The sequence below is a fragment of the Bacteroides cellulolyticus genome, from assembly GCF_025567135.1.
GTDB lineage: Bacteria > Bacteroidota > Bacteroidia > Bacteroidales > Bacteroidaceae > Phocaeicola > Phocaeicola cellulolyticus.
In genome coordinates, this window is the sequence record NZ_JAOQJJ010000007.1 from 131,079 (window position 1) to 152,456 (window position 21,378).

Consider the following 21,378-nt stretch of genomic DNA (forward strand, 5'->3'; position numbering starts at 1 on the left):
TTTTAGTTGTTAGTTTCTGTCCGAATGGTTATGACAACTAACAACCAACAACCCGTAACTTTCAATTATTAATTCTTAATTATTAATTAAATATGCGCCTTATTTCATGGAACGTAAACGGAATCCGCGCCTGCTGCGACAAGGGTTTCCGTGATTCATTCAAGGCACTTGATGCCGATTTCTTTTGCCTGCAGGAAACAAAGATGCAGGAAGGACAACTTGACCTCAGTTTCGAAGGATACACATCATACTGGAATTATGCCGAAAAGAAAGGCTATTCAGGTACAGCAATATTCACTCGTCACCAGCCTCTGAACGTAACATACGGCATAGGCATTGACGAACATGACCACGAAGGACGTGTGATAACACTCGAAATGGAAAACTTCTTCCTTGTAACAGTATATACCCCTAATTCACAGGACGGTTTGAAACGTCTTGACTACCGAATGACATGGGAAGACGATTTCAGGGCATACATCAAGAACCTTGACAGCAAAAAACCGGTACTGGTTTGCGGAGACCTGAATGTAGCACACAAGGAAATAGACCTGAAAAATCCAAAGACTAACCGCATGAATGCCGGATTTACCGACCAGGAAAGAGAAAAATTCCAGACATTACTCGATGCCGGTTTCATTGATACTTTCCGCCATTTCTATCCTGACATGGAGAATATCTATTCCTGGTGGTCATACCGTTTCAAGGCACGCGAAAAGAACGCAGGGTGGCGTATTGACTATTTCGTGGCTTCTGCACGCCTTGCTGATAAACTTCAGGGAGCAAAAATACATACAGAAATATTCGGTTCGGACCACTGTCCGGTGGAAGTAACCATCGATTTATAATATAGAGATGAAGAACGACGGGTTTACACTCAAAAAAAGGCTGAAGAGCTTCAAGTTTGCCTTTAACGGCATAATATTGCTCATTACCCGTGAACACAATGCATGGATACATTGTTTTGCGGCTGTATGCGTAATAATAGCAGGATTTGCTTTCGACATATCCACTACTGAATGGATAGCTGTAACTTTCGCCATAGGCACAGTACTTGCAGCAGAAGCTGTAAACTCGTCAATAGAAGCCATTGCAGATCTTGTTTCACCGGGATATAATGAAGCTATCAAACGTACCAAGGATCTTGCTGCAGGAGCAGTGCTTATACTTGCCATATCAGCAGCCATAGTCGGACTGATTATATTTATACCTAAAATAATGGAAATATTCAGCTAAACAGACACGCTGAAGTTTGCGTTTCTATACAAAATGATAAAGAGAATATGATTAAAAGAATCAGCATATTATTTATGGTTTGCCTGCTGTCATTCTCCATAAGCGCACAAACCATCGAAATTACCGGTAGCCGTAAGGCAGTCCGAACATCAGGCGATATAGGTGCAGTGCTTTTGCCTGTAGCCGGACTGACAGCCATTCTTATAAACAAGGATTGGCAGGGGTTGAAACAAGGAGTATTTTCAGGCATAACCACACTGGGAGTGACATACGCACTGAAATATGCCGTAAAGAAAGAACGTCCTGACCATAGCGATTTCCACTCCTTCCCTTCCATGCATACGTCAGTATCATTCGCGGCAGCGTCTTTCATCCAGCGTCGCTATGGCTGGAAATGGGGAGCACCGGCATATGTACTGTCAACGTATGTAGGCTGGAGTCGCGTTTATGGCAAGAAACATGACTGGTGGGATGTTGCGGCAGGAGCCGTTATAGGTACAGCCAGCTCATACATATTCACACGACCATTTGCAAAGAAACATAATCTTACGATAAGCCCTGTAGCAGGTGACCGTCATTACGGCGTTTATGCTTCAATGAATTTCTGATAAAGGTAATATTTATTTTCATCAGACTGTTTTCCAATCTCCTATCGTTCCTGTTTCGGAAGAGAAACTCGCACCTATCTTATAAAGTGTACGTGTATCTGAGGCGTATTCACCAGCATAACCCTTTTCTTCTATCTGACGCAAGGCCTCTTCAGCAGTTCCGTCGAGTTTGAACTCGAAGATATACACATATTGAGGCGTTTCCAGCACACAGTCCACACGACCGTGACTCTGTTGCTTCTCAACATAAACCGTATAGACGCTTATCAGGCGGAGAATCAGGTAGAATGTATATTGGAAATAGCGTTCGCGCTCCCTCTCATCATCCTTGCGGCGCATAGTATAAGGGATGCTCGAAAGAAATGAGGTGAAAAGGCTGCACAGTCTGTCGGTATCGCCACCCTCCAAAGTATCCAGCACATCAAAAATCCAACCCTCAACACGCTTCTTAGGCTGTAGATAAGATGTAGCAATGGCAGTAAGAAAACCGTTCTTTACCTCATTATTCGGAAAATCAAGAAGAAAAGTATTACGGCGCATATTGTAGTCCTTGATGGTCAGGTATCCGCTCTGGTAAATCATGGGTAAAGGCTGTTCCACATCGGCCTTATAATCAATGAATTCTTCCGGGCTATAATATCTGCCTGTCAGTTCATTCATGTTCTCCTTGAAATGAGCAAGCAGACGAATCAAGTACGTAGGAGTTCCAGAACTGAACCAATAATCCTGAAGACGAAGACTATCTAAGGCATTGAGCAGACTGAACGGATTATAGACATCAGTCATATTGTCGCTGAAATGGTAACCGTCGTATTTCTGTTTTAAAAGAGATTTCATTTCCTCAAAAGAGCAACGGTTTCTTTCAGCCATGGCAGATATAGGATCGACAAAATAGCCGTCAAGCTCTTCCTGTGTGATACCGCAAAGTGTCTCGTAACGGGCATCCATACTGATATCCTTAGGCTGGTTGAAACCGCTGAACACACTCACCTGAGAGAATTTGGTCACGCCGGTAAGAAGTACGAACTGGAGATGACTGTCTGCTACCTTAAACACGGAATAGAATGCCTTAAGAACATTGCGGTGACTGTCTTCCAATAATGTATCAACATCAAGCACATCAAGGATAGGCTTATCGTACTCGTCTATAAGGACTACGGCACGACGGCCTGTTTGCTCATGTACAGCGCAAAGTATATCACGAAAACGAAGTCCTACCCCAAGTCCCGGATCAGTATGAATATCATACTGTTTTTCCCATTTATCAATATAATCATCAAGCATGGTCTCCAAAACACCAGCCTGAGTGAAATTCGCCCCGTTGAAATCCACATGAAACACAGGATGCACATTCCAGTCCTTCTCCAAACGGTCTATCTTCAATCCCTTGAAAAGTTCCTTATTCCCCAGGTAATAGTTCTTCAGTGTGGAGACAAGAAGGCTTTTACCGAAACGGCGCGGACGGCTAAGAAAATAAATGCTGCCACCGTGGGTAAGACTGTATATAAGGTCGGTCTTGTCGATATAGACATAACCGTCTTCGATTATACGTTCAAAACTCTGGATTCCTATGGGATATTTCATGTCGGTCAATTAAGAATTAAAAATTAATAATTAGGAACAAAACCGATGTACGTTTGGAACAAAGATACAAAAATAGGCAGAAAAATAAAAAGAACTGATGATTTCTTCTGCCACATTTTCAATCATTCATTACTGAACTAAAAGTACAGTTATTGGATAGATTGTACATATCTTATTAATCCTTGTTGTTCACCCCATAGCCGAAGAGAGAGAAATCGCCCATACAAGGGTCACCGGGAAATATCTCGGCTAAGGCGTTCGTTATTCTTTTGGCGTTTGTGAGTGAGAACACAGGCTTGTCCGTAAGACCGAGAAGATGCGCCACACGGCATACGTGGGTATCAAGAGGGATAATCAGGTCGGAGGCAGACATTCTTTTCCACACACCGAAGTCAACCGGCGAGTCCTGACGCACCATCCAGCGCAGGAACATGTTTAGCTTTTTCTGAGGCGAACGGTCGGACACCTCAAGAAACGCGCATAGTTTCTGCATAGGTGTTCCGGCATATTCCAAAAGTTTGTCTTCCAAAGTCTTTCCTTCGGAATAGACAGAATAAAGTTTTTCAAGATAAAAACGGAAATCGGAATGCGACACCATCCTGTAGAAACTGCTTTTGTCGTCGGCACGGAAATCATCTCTCCATTTCTCAGAAAGGATATACTGCAAAGGTGAATGTCCCATGATGGCGTCCAGCTCGTCCGCCTTGCGGAGTATCATCTTGCGGTTGCCGAAGCTGAGGACAGCCGTAAGCAGACCTGAAATCTCTATGTCACACTGTTCGGTATATCTGTGAGGGAACTGTACAGGATCGTCGGGAATGAACGATGCACAATGGTAAGTGGCTGCCCACTCTTTCAATAATTTTATAGTTTCTGTTTCCATAATAATCCGGTTGATACGTTTCAAAAAAATGAACTGTAGTTTTTCCGGCAAAATATGAGGCATAAAAAAAGGGAATCTTCCCAGACTCCCAATCTTCATTAACCTTAAATCTAATACCATGAAAAACACAGTGCAAATATACGGGTTTTATGTTATGTAACATATAAAACATCAAGAAAAACCCATATATTTAACTTTATTTTATAATAGGAAAATTTATCATAGCTTTATAATATATTTATTAACACTTATTATTCCCCTCCCTTCTGGATATTTCATCTCTTAGCATTGCTGCCCTTTCATAATCCTCGTTATTGATAGCCGCTTGCAAATCCAATTTCAGCATATCTGTCCCTACAGAATTAAGAGGCATACTGAAGCCTGCACCGTCGGCACTAACGATACGGATTTTTTCTTTTTCCAGCAAATCCTCAAGAACATATACAGGAAAACCCATCTTTAAAGACATGGAAAAAGCATCGGTTGTACGGGAATCAACTTTAAATTCACTTCCGTCAGAACGTGTGAAATATATATATGAACTGAATATACCACCGTCCACATCATAAATTACAGCCTTTTCCACTATCATACCGGCTTCTGTTATTATAGAATTCATCAAATCGAAAGTCATAGGACGGGGGGTATCATAATTGTGCATACATAACCTGATATCCGCAGCCTCCCTATCCCCTATAATCAAAGCCAAACGTCTTTTCTCTTCATAACCAAACACTTCTTCCAATATCAACGCATGCGATGTAGAAGGCCTTAACAAATCCGACACTCCTATTATACGAAGCTCAACTTCATTCATATATAAACTCCTTATATGATTAAAATGACATTTTGCTGCTATTTTACAATCAACAGCAAAACTTATAATAGAACAAAATTAATAAAAAAAACATAGTATATACTATATTCGGCTGAATAATATCATCAAACAAAAAAGAAAGTTTTACAGATTTAAATAACGGTATTGATTTTTATTTATACATTTGTATTGATTTATACGCCGTAGAATATATTGAACGGTAATCTAACGACTATTAAACCACTTATAAAGAACAAGATGGAAAATAATCACTGGTATGCGATGTATGTAAAGATGCATCACGAAAAAAAAACAGCTGAAAAACTTTATAATATGGGTATAAGAAACTTCCTACCACTACAGGAAAGGGTAAAACAGTGGAGTGACAGAAAAAAGAAGGTAAAGGAAGTGGTAATACCTATGATGATATTTATAAATACGGATGAAAAAACAAGAATTGAGATTTTGAAGACCATACCATCAATAAACGGTACGATGATAGACCGGACAACCCACAAACCGGCTGTTATAAGGGATGACGAGATGGAACGATTCATGTTTATGCTGGACTATTCGGAAAGTGCAGTCTCTTTCACTACAGAAACACTTAAACCCGGAGAAAAGGTAGAGGTTATAAAAGGACCTCTGAACGGACTGAAAGGAGAACTGATGGAAACAGACGGAAAATGTCAGGTATCAGTCAGACTGAATATGCTGGGGTGTGCAATAGTGGAAATGCCGGTAGGATACTTAAAAAAGATAGAAAACTAACGCATATTGAAGACAAATTGATATTATTAAATCATCAAAACAGTAAAAATGAAATTTTTCCTTGCTGTTTTGATGATTTTTTCTAATTTTGCAGTCATAGGAATTTCAACATAACATTTCAGAATAATATTCCGATAAAAACATAAACCTTACAAATAATTGTCATAATGGAAAACAACTGCAAATATCTCCATCCGGAGATGGAAACAATGACGAGAGAGGAAATAGAGAAGCTGCAACTGGAAAGACTGAAAAAGACAGTAAAACATTGCATGAACTCTCCTTTCTATAAGAAAAGATTCGAAGAGTGTAATCTGAAACCTGAAGATATAAAATCACTTGACGACATAAGAAAAATACCGTTCACGACCAAACAGGATTTGCGCGACAACTATCCTTACGGGCTTGCTGCAGTACCACTGAAGGATGTGGTAAGACTACATTCATCAAGCGGTACGACAGGAACACCTACAGTAATACTCCATACACAAAAAGACCTTGACGAATGGGCAAATGCCGTGGCACGCTGTCTGCACATGGTTGGACTGAGAGCCGGAGATATATTCCAGAACTCATCCGGATACGGTATGTTTACCGGTGGATTGGGATTTCAGTATGGCGCTGAAAGACTTGGAATGCTGACTGTACCGGCTGCGGCAGGAAACACAAAAAGACAGATTAAATTCATAACAGACTTCGGAACCACAGCACTTCACGCCATACCAAGCTATGCAGGGCGTCTGCATGAGGTTATGGAAGAAATGGGTATAGACCCGGTTAAGGATACAAAATTGAGAACACTGATAATAGGTGCCGAACCACACTCTGAAGAACAAAGGAAAAGAATAGAAAAAATGCTCGGAGTGAAGGCATACAACTCCTTCGGAATGTCAGAAATGTGCGGTCCGGGAGTGGCTTTCGAATGTACAGAACAGAACGGTCTGCACATATGGGAGGACTATTATATAGTTGAAATAGTAGATCCGGAAACACTGGAACCTGTGCCAGACGGCGAAGTGGGCGAACTTGTCCTTACAACAATAAACCGTGAGGCAATGCCACTGTTAAGATACAGAACAAGAGACCTTACAAGATTCCTTCCAGGAGAATGCAAGTGCGGACGCCATCACAGACGCCTTGACCGCATGAAGGGAAGAAGTGACGACATGATAATACTGAAGGGAGTAAACATCTTCCCTATCCAGATAGAAACCATACTGATGCAATTCAAGGAGCTTGGTTCCGACTATCTGATTACACTCACCAACCTCGATGCTAACGACGAGATGACGGTAGAAGTGGAACTGAACGAATTTACCGACGATTTCGGCTCACTGCAGAAACTTACAAAGGAAATTACTCGCCAGCTGAAAGACGAAATTCTGATTACCCCAATCGTAAAACTGGTACCGAAGGGAAGTCTGCCAAAACAGGAAGGAAAAGCTGTGAGAGTGAAAGATTTACGTAAAACATTAATTTAAAGACATATACATCATGACAGTACATCAATTATCTGTTTTTGTAGAAAATAAATCGGGAACTCTCCTAAAAGTTCTCGAACTGCTGAAAGAGGCAGAAATTCAGTTAATAGCCTCTACCATTTCCGACACTGTGGAATACGGAATCTACAGAATAATATGCTCCGATCCTGAAAGAGCCTTTCAGACACTAAGCAAGGCTGGAATTTCAGCAAATGTTTCGGAAGTATTTGCCATAACACTCGACAATTATCCGGGAAGAGCTGCCGATGCAATAAAGAGTTTCACAGACGCAGGCATAGGCATATCATACCTGTATTCGTTCCTACTGGCAGGAAAAGGCATCCTTGTGTTCCGCACAGACGATGCTGAAAAGACAAGAGATGTGATTACAAAGAACAATATGAGTTATCTGGAAGATAAAGACTTGTACAATATGGCATAAACAAATGCAATATGAATTACTTGAAAGTAATCATCTTGTTGCTTATAAAATTTACAGCGCCATATACAAAGAGTCCAAGGAACTGGGCAAGATATTCATTGATATGAAGAAGCTCCACCAATACAAGAAGGAACACAAACTGGGCGCTGTAGGCCATGACAAAAGCTATAAGGAAGAACAGTATCTGACGCTGGATGCTGTTCTTTTTTGTTTCCTTGTCCAAAGGAAAAATCCAGTACTTGCACCAAAGGAAGTTGTTTATCTGTGCGGCCGTATATGCAGAAATATTGGCTATCATATAGTCAAGTCTGCAAATATGCATAAGCACCCATACCACCAACGCAGCAATCACCGCATTGAGAGTACCCACTATGACAAACCTTATGATACGTACTGTTTCTTTCATTAATGAAATTCAAAAATACGGCACGGAAACAGGTATAATCCAAACACACCTATATCCGTGCCTAATTATATTTAAAGAAGTTTTATCAGTTTTTTTCCTTGATGTCAACTACCAGGTTAAGCTCGTCAAGCTGTTTCTGGTCAAGATAACCAGGAGCATCAAGCATAACGTCTCTTCCTGAGTTGTTCTTAGGGAATGCTATACAGTCGCGGATTGAATCCAGACCGGCAAAGAGTGATACCCAACGGTCAAGACCGTATGCAAGACCACCGTGAGGAGGTGCACCGAACTTGAAGGCGTTCATCAGGAAGCCAAACTGTTCCTGTGCCTTTTCAGGAGTAAATCCAAGAATTTCGAACATCTTGGCCTGAAGCTGAGAGTCGTGGATACGGATAGAACCACCTCCTACTTCAACACCGTTGATAACCATATCGTATGCATCCGCACGTACAGCTGCCGGATCAGTGTCAAGAAGTGCGATATCTTCATCCTTAGGATGAGTGAATGGGTGGTGCATAGCCATCAAGCGGCCTTCTTCTTCGCTCCATTCGAACATCGGGAAGTCAACAACCCACAGACAAGCAAACTTGTTCTTGTCGCGCAATCCCAACTGGTTACCCATTTCAAGACGGAGTTCGCAAAGCTGCTTGCGAGTTTTCATCACATCGTCACCGCTGAGGATAAGAATCAAATCGCCCGGTTTTGCACCGAATGCTTCTTTCATCTTCTGCAGTACTTCCTGTGAATAGAACTTGTCAACGCTTGACTTCACATTACCGTCAGCCTCAACACGTGCATAAACCAATCCCTTAGCACCGATCTGAGGACGTTTAACGAATTCAGTCAACTGGTCAAGCTGCTTGCGTGTATATGTAGCGGCACCTTCGGCACAGATACCACCGATATATGCAGCATTATCAAATACAGAGAAACCATAACCTTTGAGGATGTCCATCAATTCAACAAACTTCATTCCGAAACGCAAGTCAGGTTTGTCGCTACCGTAATATTTCATTGCATCTGCCCAAGGCATACGGATAAACGGTTCAGTAAGCTCAACACCGCGCAATTCCTTGAACAAGTGTTTTGCCATACCTTCAAACATGTTGATAATATCTTCCTGTTCAACGAAGCTCATCTCGCAGTCAATCTGAGTAAACTCAGGCTGACGGTCAGCACGAAGGTCTTCGTCGCGGAAACATTTCACAATCTGGAAATAACGGTCGAAACCTGAAACCATCAACAGCTGCTTCAATGTCTGAGGTGACTGTGGAAGTGCATAGAACTGTCCCGGGTTCATACGTGACGGAACGACAAAGTCGCGCGCACCTTCCGGAGTAGAACCGATAAGCATAGGAGTTTCCACTTCAAGGAATCCTTTGCTGTCAAGATAACGGCGTACTTCCATTGTCATGCGGTGACGCAATTCCAAGTTCTTGCGAACAGCCGTACGACGAAGGTCAAGGTAACGGTACTTCATACGAAGGTCATCGCCACCATCAGTATTATCTTCGATAGTGAAAGGAGGAGTCTGAGCAGAATTCAGAATGTTAAGCTCAGAAACGATGATTTCGATATCACCTGTAGGAATATTATTGTTTTTGCTTGAACGTTCGTTCACGGTACCTTTTACCTGAATAACGAACTCACGTCCCAGATGATTGGCTTTTTCACAAAGGTCGGCATTCACATCGGTATTGAAAACCAACTGTGTGATACCATAACGGTCGCGGAGGTCAACGAATGTCATTCCTCCCATCTTACGTGTACGCTGTACCCATCCGGAAAGCGTAACATTTTTGCCTGCATCGGCAAGTCTCAACTCGCCACAAGTATGACTTCTAAACATATTAAGAGTATTTTTAATCTTTTGAACGACAAAGTTAGTACATGTTTTTGACTTATGCAATTATATTCACTTTTGAGTTTCTTCCAGCTTTGCCTTTAGGCGTTCCAGAAGATATATGGCTCCCTGCATCTTAGGATTTTCATAATTTATCTCAGCCTGTACAAAAAGTCGGTTTATCGTATCTTTCAAATCCGGGATATAAGTAGCCTTATCAAGCTGTATAGACTCCGGAAGATCTATTTTTTTAAACCATTCCTCCAGTTCAAGAAGCTCTTCATGCGTGTATAACTTCAATGTTATTTTTGCCATATTACTTTTTTTTGTTTATCTGAATTAATTAGAAAGGATATCCCACCGCAAAGTGGAACGCGAAATCACGAGAGAAATCGGGCTTGATCACAGGAAATCTGTCAGCTCCACTTTCCATAGGATTTATAGCCTTCATACCTCCATCAAATCTCAATATCAGGAAATCCAAATCAAAACGTACTCCAAGACCGTATGACACCGCAATTTCCTTATAGAAACGGTTGAATGCAAACTGACCGGTATCATCCGAATATCTGCTTTTCAGAGTCCATACATTTCCGGCATCGATGAATGCTGCTCCATTCAGTTTCCAGAACAAATGTGTCCTGTATTCTACGTTCAGGTCCAGTTTTATATCTCCTGTATGATTCACATAATCCAATGATCCTGAATTACCATGATACCTGCCTGGCCCCAACGAACGCACACTCCATCCTCTCACACTATTTGCACCTCCCGAGAAATAGAGCTTTTCAAAAGGCAAACTCTTTGAATTGCCATATGGTATTGCCACTCCTGTAGCTATATGGAGTACAAGTGAGTTTCTATCATCAATCATGATATTCTTGGCGAAATCGAAATCTGTTTTCACATATTGTGCAAAACTGATGTTACCCATCCTGAAGGATTCTCCATCCGAAGGCTTTTTATGTATCAGTTTTGAAAATCCATATATCAGATTACCTGATTCTTCGATATTGAAACGTATGGAATATGAACTTTTCTTGGCTGTCTGCTGGGTTGTGACTCCGGCACTGTTATACGTATATGTATAGCCTAGCCTTACTATAAACAGATCTTCATAACTATATCTCAGCAACGGATTGACTTCGTCCATATAATTAAGATATTCAATGAAGGTGTTCGACCTGTACGGCATATAGATATAGTTTATGTCAAGCACATCGAGTCTGTGATTGGCCCTTCTTCCACTATTCCATCTGTAGCTCCATGCTGCAGAAGCCAATGTACGCTCGAATTCCGGCCTGATCTGCCAATTATATTTTATGCTTACTTCCGATTTCGCATTTACTCTTTTTTTGAAATCCGATGTCAGGAAAGGGAACATAAATTCCGGGAAGTCCAAACTGCTCTCCACTCCATATTCAGTATAGTTATTGTTGGCATAACCTTCAAGTCCCGTAACAGCCTCGTACGCACCTCTCACCTTGATTGTAAAAGTCTCGGAACCCTTGAACAGATTACGATGTGTATATGTTACTGAAGCTGCAGCTCCCAAATCACCTGCAGAGTTGGTTCCTTCTACCTGAAAAGAAAGCATCTTGTTTTTGTTTTTTGACAAAGATACAAAAGCGTCAAGATAAGCAGAATCATTCTCCAGATGTTCGACAAACCTTATGTTAGAATATTTCAATATTCCCAATCTTGACAAAGAAGAATAAGTGGACATTACATCACGGTTAGAATACAGTTTCCCAGAAACAAATCTGTTGTGTGAGTCAATAACCCCTGGACGCAAGAACAGTTTCTTGTCATATAGGATATTTATTCCTCCGTAAGACATCGTATCAAGATTAACCCCATTATTGGGAGAATAATCTACATCCATAAGATAATTGACATTTCTGATGCTGTATTGACGATGCAATGAAGTCTCGGAACTGTTGGGCATATTGTTCAGACCTATATTCATAGTAAGATCTATGCGGTAAGTTCCGTTCACTGTGTCTGCCTGAAAAGTAATATAGTCTTTGTTAAAACGATAATATCCCCTATTCAACAGAAATTGGGTAATCTTGTTTCTTTCCTCTTCAAGCTGGTTTACGTCAAACCTCTCTCCCACTTTCAGTCCGCTATGTATTGAGTCATTCATAAGCAGATCTCTGATAACATAATCCTCTACATTATAATCTATGGAAGATATGATATACGGCTTACCGGATGATATCCTGTAATATGTGTCAAGCTTGTTCTTTTTTATCTTTTCTTCAAGAGATACCTGAGCACCAAGATAACCCTTATTCTGAACAGCACCAAGTATCTGCATACGGGTTTCCTCGGCTACACGGGCATCGTATATCCTTGGAGCATCGCCCATCTTACGAAGAATCTTATTAATCCATTTTGTAGAATCCTTGCCAGACGAACAATATATGTACATTGGAAGCTTGACTAGACTAAACCATTTGGAATTTGGCTTTTGACGTACGTAGGAATACATTTCGGAGGACTTGATTTCCTTATTGTCACTGCTGATATGCACCTCATCGAGCAAATATTTTCCTTCAGGAACAAATTTACTTACGGAACACCCGACGAGCAATAATGCCGTAACTACGATATATATATATTTACGAACCAAATCTACCATTCCGAAAAGTAAACAAATTTATTTGCAAATGTACAAAAAATCCACTAACAACACATAGTAAGGGATGAATTTATATAATTTATAAACGGCAAGATAACAATTAATTAAAAATATCTTCTTAGCTTTGCCGACAAAACATTTCAAATACAAATATGCTCAGTAAAAACAAAATAAAATTCATCCGTTCGCTGGAGATGAAAAAGAACAGAAAGGAGAACGGAGTATTTCTGGCAGAAGGCAACAAACTTGTTTCAGAACTTTCGGCACACTTCAAATGCAAACTTCTGGTAGCTACTTCGCAGTGGCTGGATTCTAACAAAAACATTAATGCAGATGAAACAATAGCAGTAGAAAAAGAAGAGTTGTCGCGTGCAAGTCTGCTTAAAACTCCACAGGATGTTCTGGCTATATTCGAAATGCCTCACTATGAGGCATCGAACGATAATCCTAAAAAAGAATTATGTCTGGCGCTTGACGACATACAAGATCCTGGAAACCTGGGAACAATAATAAGGATAGCCGACTGGTTCGGAATAAAAAACATATTCTGTTCGCATGGTACGGCAGATGCTTTCAGCCCGAAGACTGTACAGGCAACCATGGGAGCTCTGGCAAGGGTAAAGATACATTACTGCGACATTAAAAAACTTATTTCAGACCTTGACGACGTACCTGTTTTCGGCACTTTTCTTGACGGGAACAACATATATGAAAGCGAACTGTCGGCCAACGGACTTATAGTAATGGGAAATGAAGGAAACGGAATAAGCAAAGAGGTATCGGCACTTATAAACAAAAGAATTCTGATACCAAACTACCCGCAGGGAAACGAGACGACGGACTCGCTAAACGTGGCAATAGCAACAGCCATCGTATGTTCGGAATTCAGAAGACGACAACTCTAACCTAAACGTATGATTCTGCTTTCTTTCGAGAAAGACATATCAGAAACATTAAACATGGTTACATAATATGCATTTAATGTCAGGAGTGAATTATCGGAATTTTCAGATAATACACTCCTGATATTTTTATTCTCATCTACGAACAATACCGTAGAAGAAGCTACAGAATCATGTCTTGAATCAAAAGAAATCTCAGGAGAATCACATGACAACACTATCAATCCGTTAAGCCATTCAGTGAAACAGGTTTCTCCTTCAAACGGATAATACCTAACGACTTGACCTGTATCGTCAATCTCTACAGTATGATTTCTAAGTAATAAGTCCAAATGAGGAATATATAACCTATGGGAAGCAAACTTTCTCATCGTACAATCATTTTGCCACCTGTTTTATTTCCTGAGGCTCTGCCATTACCCTGACTTTTCTGTCGGATACGCGTAGTTCTTCCTTTTCCGTTTTTTCTTCTTCGGATTTTACACGTCTTTCCTTGGGCTCTTTCGATACGGCTGCAGGAGCATTTGAAGAACGGACATTATAACTGCCCTTTCTGTAACGCACAAGTCTGATATTGTTAACAAGAACTGAAACGTCTGCACTGTCAGGATTGCTGAAATACACAAATCCATTGACACTCTTATATTCATAAGCAGAGTCAGGACTGAGAACAAGCTGCTCCTTACCTGATTTTTCTATCACTTTGGAAACTCCCAGGGTGCTGTCGTTCTTGAATGTTATATTCATTGCCACTACAGCCTTTGCACTGTTCTGAACATATGAAAGGAACTTATAATCGGCTTCGAATACCAGAATATCATTTTCATGGAATGTAGTATCCGCCTTGAGGTCAAACATAAGCCTGTTTGTAAGAGGTGATGACGTAAGCCAATAAAGGTTTCTATCCGACCATACATCAACAGAATCTCCAGACAAGGATACGGAAATCTGTCCGCTTCGCTTGTTCAGTTCAGACCTCATCTGCTCTTCTTCCATCTCATAACGTTTCTGCAAGTTCTTGTATATATCTGTAAGCATCTTGCTGTTTCTGGTGTACCAAACCATCGAAGAGTCAAACTCAGCTTCGGTCACACCATGTTTCTTGAACACATAATTCTTATAAGATTCACGTTTGTATCTTTCTGTATAACTCAAATCATTGCCCATAGTAAGAGCCAGGTGATAGTCATATAGCAGCTCTTCCATTTCTGACGGCTGTATAATATCACCAGGTATCTGTTTTCCACAAGATACCAAAAACACGACAGCTACAAAAAACAATAAACGTAAATACTTCTTCATTATATATGTGTATTGGTTATTTTTTATCTGTATGAGACAAAGAATTAAGATATTTGCTATAAAAAACAAGCAATGCTATGATTCCGCAACTAATTGCAGCATCGGCAAAATTAAATATAGGACTGAAAAATATGAAATGCTCGCCCCCGACAAACGGCATCCAGTCAGGCCAATAAGTATCAATTATCGGGAAATAAAACATATCGACAACCTTACCGTGCAGCCAATCGGCATACCCTTCACCCAGAGGTACGAAATTTGCTATCTGAGTTCTGGTACTCTCGCTGAAAATTTCTCCATAAAACACACAGTCGATAATATTGCCTATCGCTCCGGCAAGCACCAATGACAGGCAGACTATGTATCCGTTTTTCACTTTTTCAGGCTGACGCACAATCTTGGATATATACCATGTAATCAATATAACCGCTACAATACGGAAAATGGTGAGAAAAAGTTTGGCAAATATTTCCAGACCGAAAGCCATTCCATTGTTTTCGGTGAAATAAATATAAAACCAGTCTGTTATCTTATAATTCTGATGCAGGAACATTGATGTTTTAACCCATATCTTAATTATCTGGTCGATAATCAATACCGCCACCACTATGGCGGCAGACATTCTGCCTTGAGAAAAAATTCTGTTCATATCAATACCTATGTTGTCTGTAAAACTTAAAACACCATAAACCTGAAAATAATCCTAAAAAATTGAGAACCGAAATACTTCGATTCTCAATTTCATAAAATAATAAAAATTACTTCTTTCCTTGTTGTTTAGCTTCGATACTTAATGTTGCATGTGGTACTGCACGAAGACGTTCCTTAGATATCAGCTTACCTGTTTCACGGCAAATACCGTATGTCTTGTTTTCTATACGTACCAAAGCTGCCTGCAGGTTCTGAATAAATTTAAGCTGACGAGATGCCAGACGTGTTGTTTCTTCCTTCGACAAAGTGCTGGCACCTTCTTCCAATACTTTATACGTAGGTGATGTATCGTCTGTATCATTACCGTCAGCATTCATAATGCTGCTTTTAAGTTTCTCATAGTCGCGTTCTGCGAGCTGAAGCTTTTCCATTATAATGGCACGGAACTCTTCGAGTTCTGCGTCAGAATACCTTGTTTTCTCAGCCATAGTGTTTAAGTTTTAAAATTAATAATAGTACCTGCCAAATGTTACGACACCCGGCAGATGAGAACATTTATCACTGTTTGGTAACCTTCACAAACAGAGAGAAGTCGTCAAAGTTAAGTTCAGTACCTTCGGCAACTTCATCTGCCAATTCAAGTGAGTTAGCCAAAACTTGGTTGCAAATATAATTATTATATTCATTTACAGCATCATCAGTGTTGGAATTTCTTGATAAAGTGATATTTATTTTATCAGTTATTTCAAATCCGCTACTCTTTCTGATGTTCTGAATACGATTTACAAGTTCACGTGCTATACCTTCGCGTCTGAGTTCTTCAGTTATAGTCACTTCAAGAGCCACAGTCAGACGACCTTCGTTGGCAACAAGCCATCCCGGAATGTCTTCGCTGAAGATTTCAACATCGGCAGTTTCAATAACTGCGTTACCTCCATCAAGAGCAAATGTGTAAGAACCGTTCTTTTCAAGTTCTGCTATAGCTTCCTGCGACATTTCTGCAACAGCAGCAGCTACAGCTTTCATCTGTTTTCCGAACTTAGGACCAAGTTTCTTGAAATCACACTTAACTTTCTTGACCAATACGCCTGACGCTCCTTCAACGAACTTGATTTCCTTAACGTTAACTTCACTAAGGATCAAATCCTTAACAGCCTCGATATGACGTTTCTGATCTTCGTCAACAACAGGAACCATGATACACTGCAGCGGCTGACGCACCTTGATATTTACCTTACGGCGAAGTGCAAGTACCATTGAAGTGACATCCTGTGCCATCTGCATACGTGCTTCAAGTTCCTTGTTTATCAGACTTTCGTCGGCAACAGGGAATTTAGCAAGGTGAACAGAAACCACATTGTCGCGTCCTGTAACATTTACAAGATCCATATACAGACGGTCTGCATAGAACGGAGCTATAGGAGCCATCAGTTTGGCAACTGTCTCAAGACATACATACAGAGTCTGATAAGCAGAAAGCTTGTCTGTTGACATTGAGCTTCCCCAGAAACGCTTACGGTTCAGACGTACATACCAGTTACTCAGATTGTCGTTCACAAAGTCTGTAATCAGACGACCTGCCTTGGTTGGTTCATAATCATTATAGCAAGCATCAACATCCTTAATCAAAGAGTTGAGCAATGACAATATCCATCTGTCGATTTCAGGACGTTCTTCCATCGGTACATCTTTCTCTGCATAGCAGAAACCATCGACATTTGCATAAAGTGCAAAGAATGAATATGTATTGTAAAGTGTTCCGAAGAATTTACGTCTCACTTCGTCCACACCTTCAGTATCGAACTTCAGGTTATCCCATGGAGAAGCATTTGTAATCATGTACCAGCGCAATGGGTCTGAACCGAACTTCTCGATTGTAGCGAACGGATCGACTGCATTACCAAGACGCTTAGACATCTTGTTACCGTTCTTGTCGAGTACAAGACCGTTAGAGATAACATTCTTGTAAGCCACACTGTCGAACACCATAGTAGCGATTGCATGAAGTGTAAAGAACCATCCACGAGTCTGGTCAACACCTTCAGCAATGAAATCGGCAGGATAGTAAGAACGGTTGTCAACTATTTCCTTGTTTTCGAACGGATAGTGAAGCTGTGCATATGGCATAGCACCAGAGTCGAACCAAACGTCGATAAGGTCTGATTCACGTTTCATCGGCTTGCCGCTTTCAGAAACAAGGATGATATCGTCAACGTAAGGACGGTGCAGATCTATCTTATCGTAGTTTTCCTTGCTGTACTGTCCTGGAACGAAACCAAGCTTCTTATATGGATTTTCTGTCATGAAGCCAGCAGCTACAGACTTTTCTATTTCATTATAAAGTTCTTCTACAGAACCGATACACAATTCTTCGCCTTCATCGTTACGCCAGATTGGAAGAGGAGTACCCCAATAACGAGAACGACTCAAGTTCCAGTCGTTCAGGTTTTCAAGCCACTTGCCGAAACGTCCTGTACCAGTTGATTCTGGTTTCCAGTTGATAGTCTTGTTCAGTTCTATCATACGGTCTTTAGCTGCAGTAGAACGGATAAACCAGCTGTCCAGCGGATAGTAAAGCACCGGTTTGTCTGTACGCCAGCAGTGAGGATAGTTGTGTACATGCTTCTCAATCTTGAATGCCTGATTGTTCTGCTTCATCATCATGCAGATATAGATATCAAGCGATTCAGCAGCCTGAGCAGCTTTTTCGTCATACTTGCCGTCAACCGTGAACTGAGGGTCGTATGCATTCTTAACCCAACGTCCCTGATATTCTTTATAAGCGTCAACATTTACACATTCCTTCACGAAAGCCTCATCAAGTTCGTCCAACAGATAGAACTTACCTGTAAGGTCAACCATAGGACGAGTCTCGCCTTTCTTGTTAATCATGAACAGTGAAGGAATTCCTGCTGCACGAGCCACATTGGCGTCGTCGGCACCGAATGTAGGAGCGATATGTACGATACCTGTACCGTCTTCTGTTGTTACATAATCACCAGGGATTACGCGGAAAGCCTTAGCAGATGCCTCAACCCATCCATCAACTGTAGCCTCAACAGGCTTAACCCATGGGATAAGCTGTTCGTATTCCATACCTACAAGGTCAGTACCTTTGTACTCGCCTACCACCTTGAACGGGATAAGCTTGTCGCCCGGCTTATAGTCTTCAAGAGCTATATCTTCAGCTTTCTTGTTGAAATGAGTGTAAAGAAGAGGTTTTGCCAGAACTACAGTCATCTTCTCACCTGTATAACCGTTGTAAGTCTGTACGGCCACGTAGTCAATCTTCGGACCAACGCAAAGAGCTGTGTTTGAAGGCAATGTCCAAGGAGTAGTAGTCCAAGCTATGAAATAAGGAGTACCCCACTGAGCCATTTCAGGTTTCGGGTTCTTCATCTTGAACTGTCCTACAACAGTTGTATCCTTCACGTCACGGTAGCAACCAGGCTGGTTAAGTTCGTGAGAGCTAAGTCCTGTACCGGCAGCAGGAGAATATGGCTGTATTGTATAACCTTTGTACAACAAGCCTTTTCCGTAAAGCTGCTTCAGGAGCCACCACAAAGTCTCGATGTAACGGTTATCATATGTGATATAAGGATTTTCAAGGTCCACCCAGTAACCCATCTTATGAGTCAGGTCAGTCCATTCCTTGGTAAATTTCATGACATCAGTGCGGCAATGACGATTATATTCTGCCACAGAGATAGTCTTACCGATATCCTCTTTAGTAATACCCAGAGCCTTTTCAACACCAAGTTCAACCGGCAATCCGTGTGTATCCCATCCAGCCTTACGCTTAACCTGAAAACCTTTCATGGTTTTGAAACGGCAGAACGTATCCTTAATAGTACGAGCCATAACGTGGTGAATACCCGGCATACCGTTAGCCGATGGAGGTCCTTCATAGAAAACAAACGAAGGATAGCCTTCACGTTCAGTCATACTCTTTGAGAATACATCATTCTCATCCCATTTCTTCAGCACTTCTTTATTCACCTCAGACAGGTTCAGCTGAGAATATTCAGTAAATTTACTACTCATAGTTTATGTTGTTTTATCTAATTATCTTATATCTTGGCATATAGCCTTCCTAAATTTAGGCTGCAAATTTATAAGAAAAAATAGAGAATAAAAAGAAAAGGTTTTCAAAAGCTTTGCAAAAAGAATAAAAATTGTGGGTTAATGCTGTTTATCTTTTTTCATATCTGAAACAAAGCGAAAACCGTCCTTAAAATCATAAGTAAGATTTTTCTTCTCTGACATCTCATCCTGAAACCTATTTTATAGAAGTTATCGCTTGCACTTGTTTTCGGTGCATACATTCCGTAAATTTGCAACATTATCATAAAAAGCTGAATTTATGAAGAATAGAATATGTATTTGGCTTGTCAATCTACTTCTAAGAAGAAAAAGAATGACACTTAATGAAATCCAGGAAGAATGGAGAGCACACAATGCTGACTACAGCATTACATTGCACCGTAACACCTTCATGTCGTACAAACGAAAAGCCGAAGAGATGTTCGACATCAACATCAATTGCAACCGCAGCACAAACGAATATTATATCGAGTATCCTGAGGAAATAAACAACTCCCCTATAAACCAGTGGCTTATACAGGCTGCATCATCCACAGATGTTATTTCCAGACGTAAACGCCTTGCCGACAGAATCATCCTCGAAACTACTTTCGGAGGTGAGGAACATCTTGATGCTATAACCGACGCCATGTCACGTAGCAAGTGCATAAACATCACCTATCATTCGTACTGGATGGATGCACAGAGCTTCATTGTAGAACCTTACTTCATTAAATTTTTCCGCCAGAGATGGTATCTGATCGGCCATTGCCACGAGAGAAATGCCCTACGTGTATATTCACTCGACAGGATGGACAGTGCAACCATAAGCGACAAAAGTTTCACGATGAAGGAAAAGAACTATCCACAGGTATTATATAATGACAATTTCGGGATTATCCATGGCGAAGAAAACACCAAAGCCCACGATATACTTTTAAAGTTCACTACCAAGCAAGGCCAGTACATACAGACAAGACCGCTGCACCATACACAGGAAGTAATATCTCACGATGAAAATTTTATCATCTTTAAGATGCATATAAAAATCACTCTCGACCTGGTTCAGGAACTATTATCATACGGTTCCAGCCTTCAGGTTCTCAGTCCTGACTGTCTGATTAAAGAAATACGCAAGACTATTGACGAGATGAACGAATTGTATAAATAAAAAAATCAGGTTGTCGCAAAATTTGCGACAACCACCAAACCCTTGCAAAACATTTGCAACTATTTTGCAAACAGCATTCAAAAGCTAATTCTAACTACAAAACATATTCATTATTCATTTAGTTAGACAAATCACCACATTTACAAATCCAATTTCACACTTTTGCGCCTCCTTACTCTGCTCAAAATCACAACAATACAAAAATACATAAATTAACCCTAAAGTATGGATGGAGGAAATACTGAGGAAAATACCGTATTATAAAAGGGATAAAAAGTATATGACAGAACATCTTCCAAGGAACTGGGCGAAATTATAACAAATCTGTGCCGAATTGATATAATTTGATGCTATTAGTCCCGACTCGAAGGCGAATATGAACGAATCGTGCCGACTCGGGACTATTTTTTTCTATTTTGCAATACGTACTTTACCGGAGGATTACTTTTAATCAGCACTAATACATTGTAAGCATTCAGTAAACCCCGTCAGAACTCAGTCTTGATTCTTTATATTTTTGTACCCATAACCAATATTGTACAAAAATGAAG

Annotated in this window: 20 protein-coding genes; 8 read left to right on the forward strand and 12 right to left on the reverse strand. The window is 40.7% G+C overall.

Annotation, left to right across the window (positions count from 1 at the left end; translation table 11 throughout):
* Positions 1 to 92 precede the first annotated feature (92 nt).
* The 3 genes from OCV82_RS08900 to OCV82_RS08910 all read left to right on the forward strand — a co-directional run bounded on the left by OCV82_RS08900 (position 93) and on the right by OCV82_RS08910 (position 1,844).
* Complete coding sequence (locus OCV82_RS08900; protein ID WP_154044093.1) at positions 93 to 848, forward strand: exodeoxyribonuclease III; 756 nt, start codon at positions 93 to 95, stop codon at positions 846 to 848.
* Positions 849 to 855: 7 nt separating this feature from the next.
* A complete protein-coding gene (locus OCV82_RS08905; RefSeq protein WP_154044094.1) occupies positions 856 to 1,236 on the forward strand; it encodes a diacylglycerol kinase family protein in 381 nt (126 codons plus the stop codon).
* 74 nt (positions 1,237 to 1,310) lie between these two features.
* Positions 1,311 to 1,844: a phosphatase PAP2 family protein gene (locus OCV82_RS08910; protein ID WP_154044115.1), complete on the forward strand. Its 534-nt coding sequence runs from the start codon at positions 1,311 to 1,313 to the stop codon at positions 1,842 to 1,844.
* A 21-nt stretch (positions 1,845 to 1,865) separates the two neighbouring features.
* On the opposite strand, the gene OCV82_RS08915 is transcribed toward OCV82_RS08910, so the two are convergent.
* From OCV82_RS08915 to OCV82_RS08925, 3 genes are all read right to left on the reverse strand, one after another.
* Positions 1,866 to 3,428, reverse strand: coding sequence for an ATP-binding protein (locus OCV82_RS08915; protein ID WP_154044095.1), 1,563 nt, complete (start codon positions 3,426 to 3,428; stop codon positions 1,866 to 1,868).
* 175 nt (positions 3,429 to 3,603) lie between these two features.
* Positions 3,604 to 4,311 carry a TIGR02757 family protein gene (locus OCV82_RS08920; RefSeq protein WP_154044096.1) on the reverse strand — a complete coding sequence of 236 codons (708 nt, stop codon included), beginning with the start codon at positions 4,309 to 4,311 and terminating at the stop codon, positions 3,604 to 3,606.
* 241 nt (positions 4,312 to 4,552) lie between these two features.
* A complete protein-coding gene (locus OCV82_RS08925; protein ID WP_154044116.1) occupies positions 4,553 to 5,128 on the reverse strand; it encodes a bifunctional nuclease family protein in 576 nt (191 codons plus the stop codon).
* 258 nt (positions 5,129 to 5,386) lie between these two features.
* Here OCV82_RS08925 and OCV82_RS08930 point away from each other — a divergent pair, with 258 nt between their 5' ends.
* The 3 genes from OCV82_RS08930 to OCV82_RS08940 all read left to right on the forward strand — a co-directional run bounded on the left by OCV82_RS08930 (position 5,387) and on the right by OCV82_RS08940 (position 7,822).
* Entirely contained in the window at positions 5,387 to 5,899 is a 513-nt protein-coding gene (locus OCV82_RS08930; RefSeq protein WP_154044098.1) for a UpxY family transcription antiterminator, read from the forward strand.
* Between the two features lie 167 nt (positions 5,900 to 6,066).
* Positions 6,067 to 7,380, forward strand: a complete 1,314-nt coding sequence (locus OCV82_RS08935; protein ID WP_154044099.1) for a phenylacetate--CoA ligase family protein — start codon at positions 6,067 to 6,069, stop codon at positions 7,378 to 7,380.
* Positions 7,381 to 7,393: 13 nt separating this feature from the next.
* On the forward strand, positions 7,394 to 7,822 hold the full coding sequence (locus tag OCV82_RS08940) for an amino acid-binding protein (RefSeq protein WP_154044100.1): 429 nt from the start codon (positions 7,394 to 7,396) through the stop codon (positions 7,820 to 7,822).
* A 16-nt stretch (positions 7,823 to 7,838) separates the two neighbouring features.
* On the opposite strand, the gene OCV82_RS08945 is transcribed toward OCV82_RS08940, so the two are convergent.
* The 4 genes from OCV82_RS08945 to tamL form a co-directional block, all read right to left on the reverse strand.
* Complete coding sequence (locus OCV82_RS08945) at positions 7,839 to 8,228, reverse strand: GtrA family protein (RefSeq protein ID WP_154044101.1); 390 nt, start codon at positions 8,226 to 8,228, stop codon at positions 7,839 to 7,841.
* An 85-nt stretch (positions 8,229 to 8,313) separates the two neighbouring features.
* Complete coding sequence (gene aspS / locus OCV82_RS08950; protein ID WP_154044102.1) at positions 8,314 to 10,077, reverse strand: aspartate--tRNA ligase; 1,764 nt, start codon at positions 10,075 to 10,077, stop codon at positions 8,314 to 8,316.
* 66 nt (positions 10,078 to 10,143) lie between these two features.
* The gene (locus OCV82_RS08955; protein WP_154044103.1) at positions 10,144 to 10,386 is read right to left on the reverse strand and encodes a DUF6965 family protein; all 243 of its coding nucleotides are present in this window, start codon (positions 10,384 to 10,386) and stop codon (positions 10,144 to 10,146) included.
* A gap of 28 nt (positions 10,387 to 10,414) precedes the next feature.
* Positions 10,415 to 12,718, reverse strand: a complete 2,304-nt coding sequence (tamL, locus tag OCV82_RS08960) for a translocation and assembly module lipoprotein TamL (RefSeq protein WP_154044104.1) — start codon at positions 12,716 to 12,718, stop codon at positions 10,415 to 10,417.
* A gap of 152 nt (positions 12,719 to 12,870) precedes the next feature.
* Between tamL and OCV82_RS08965 the strand changes: the two genes are divergently transcribed.
* Positions 12,871 to 13,623 carry a TrmH family RNA methyltransferase gene (locus OCV82_RS08965; RefSeq protein WP_154044105.1) on the forward strand — a complete coding sequence of 251 codons (753 nt, stop codon included), beginning with the start codon at positions 12,871 to 12,873 and terminating at the stop codon, positions 13,621 to 13,623.
* Here the strand turns inward: OCV82_RS08965 and OCV82_RS08970 are convergent.
* The 5 genes from OCV82_RS08970 to ileS form a co-directional block, all read right to left on the reverse strand.
* Positions 13,620 to 13,991, reverse strand: coding sequence for a hypothetical protein (locus OCV82_RS08970; protein WP_154044106.1), 372 nt, complete (start codon positions 13,989 to 13,991; stop codon positions 13,620 to 13,622). The two genes, OCV82_RS08965 and OCV82_RS08970, sit on opposite strands and share 4 nt — an antisense overlap.
* A 7-nt stretch (positions 13,992 to 13,998) precedes the next feature.
* Positions 13,999 to 14,922, reverse strand: a complete 924-nt coding sequence (locus OCV82_RS08975; protein WP_154044107.1) for a DUF4296 domain-containing protein — start codon at positions 14,920 to 14,922, stop codon at positions 13,999 to 14,001.
* Between the two features lie 16 nt (positions 14,923 to 14,938).
* Positions 14,939 to 15,571: a lipoprotein signal peptidase gene (locus OCV82_RS08980; RefSeq protein ID WP_154044108.1), complete on the reverse strand. Its 633-nt coding sequence runs from the start codon at positions 15,569 to 15,571 to the stop codon at positions 14,939 to 14,941.
* 109 nt (positions 15,572 to 15,680) lie between these two features.
* On the reverse strand, positions 15,681 to 16,061 hold the full coding sequence (locus tag OCV82_RS08985; RefSeq protein ID WP_154044109.1) for a TraR/DksA family transcriptional regulator: 381 nt from the start codon (positions 16,059 to 16,061) through the stop codon (positions 15,681 to 15,683).
* A gap of 70 nt (positions 16,062 to 16,131) precedes the next feature.
* Positions 16,132 to 19,617, reverse strand: a complete 3,486-nt coding sequence (gene ileS / locus OCV82_RS08990) for an isoleucine--tRNA ligase (protein ID WP_154044110.1) — start codon at positions 19,615 to 19,617, stop codon at positions 16,132 to 16,134.
* Between the two features lie 319 nt (positions 19,618 to 19,936).
* Between ileS and OCV82_RS08995 the strand changes: the two genes are divergently transcribed.
* Positions 19,937 to 20,827 carry a WYL domain-containing protein gene (locus OCV82_RS08995; protein WP_154044111.1) on the forward strand — a complete coding sequence of 297 codons (891 nt, stop codon included), beginning with the start codon at positions 19,937 to 19,939 and terminating at the stop codon, positions 20,825 to 20,827.
* The last annotated feature ends 551 nt before the right edge of the window (positions 20,828 to 21,378 follow it).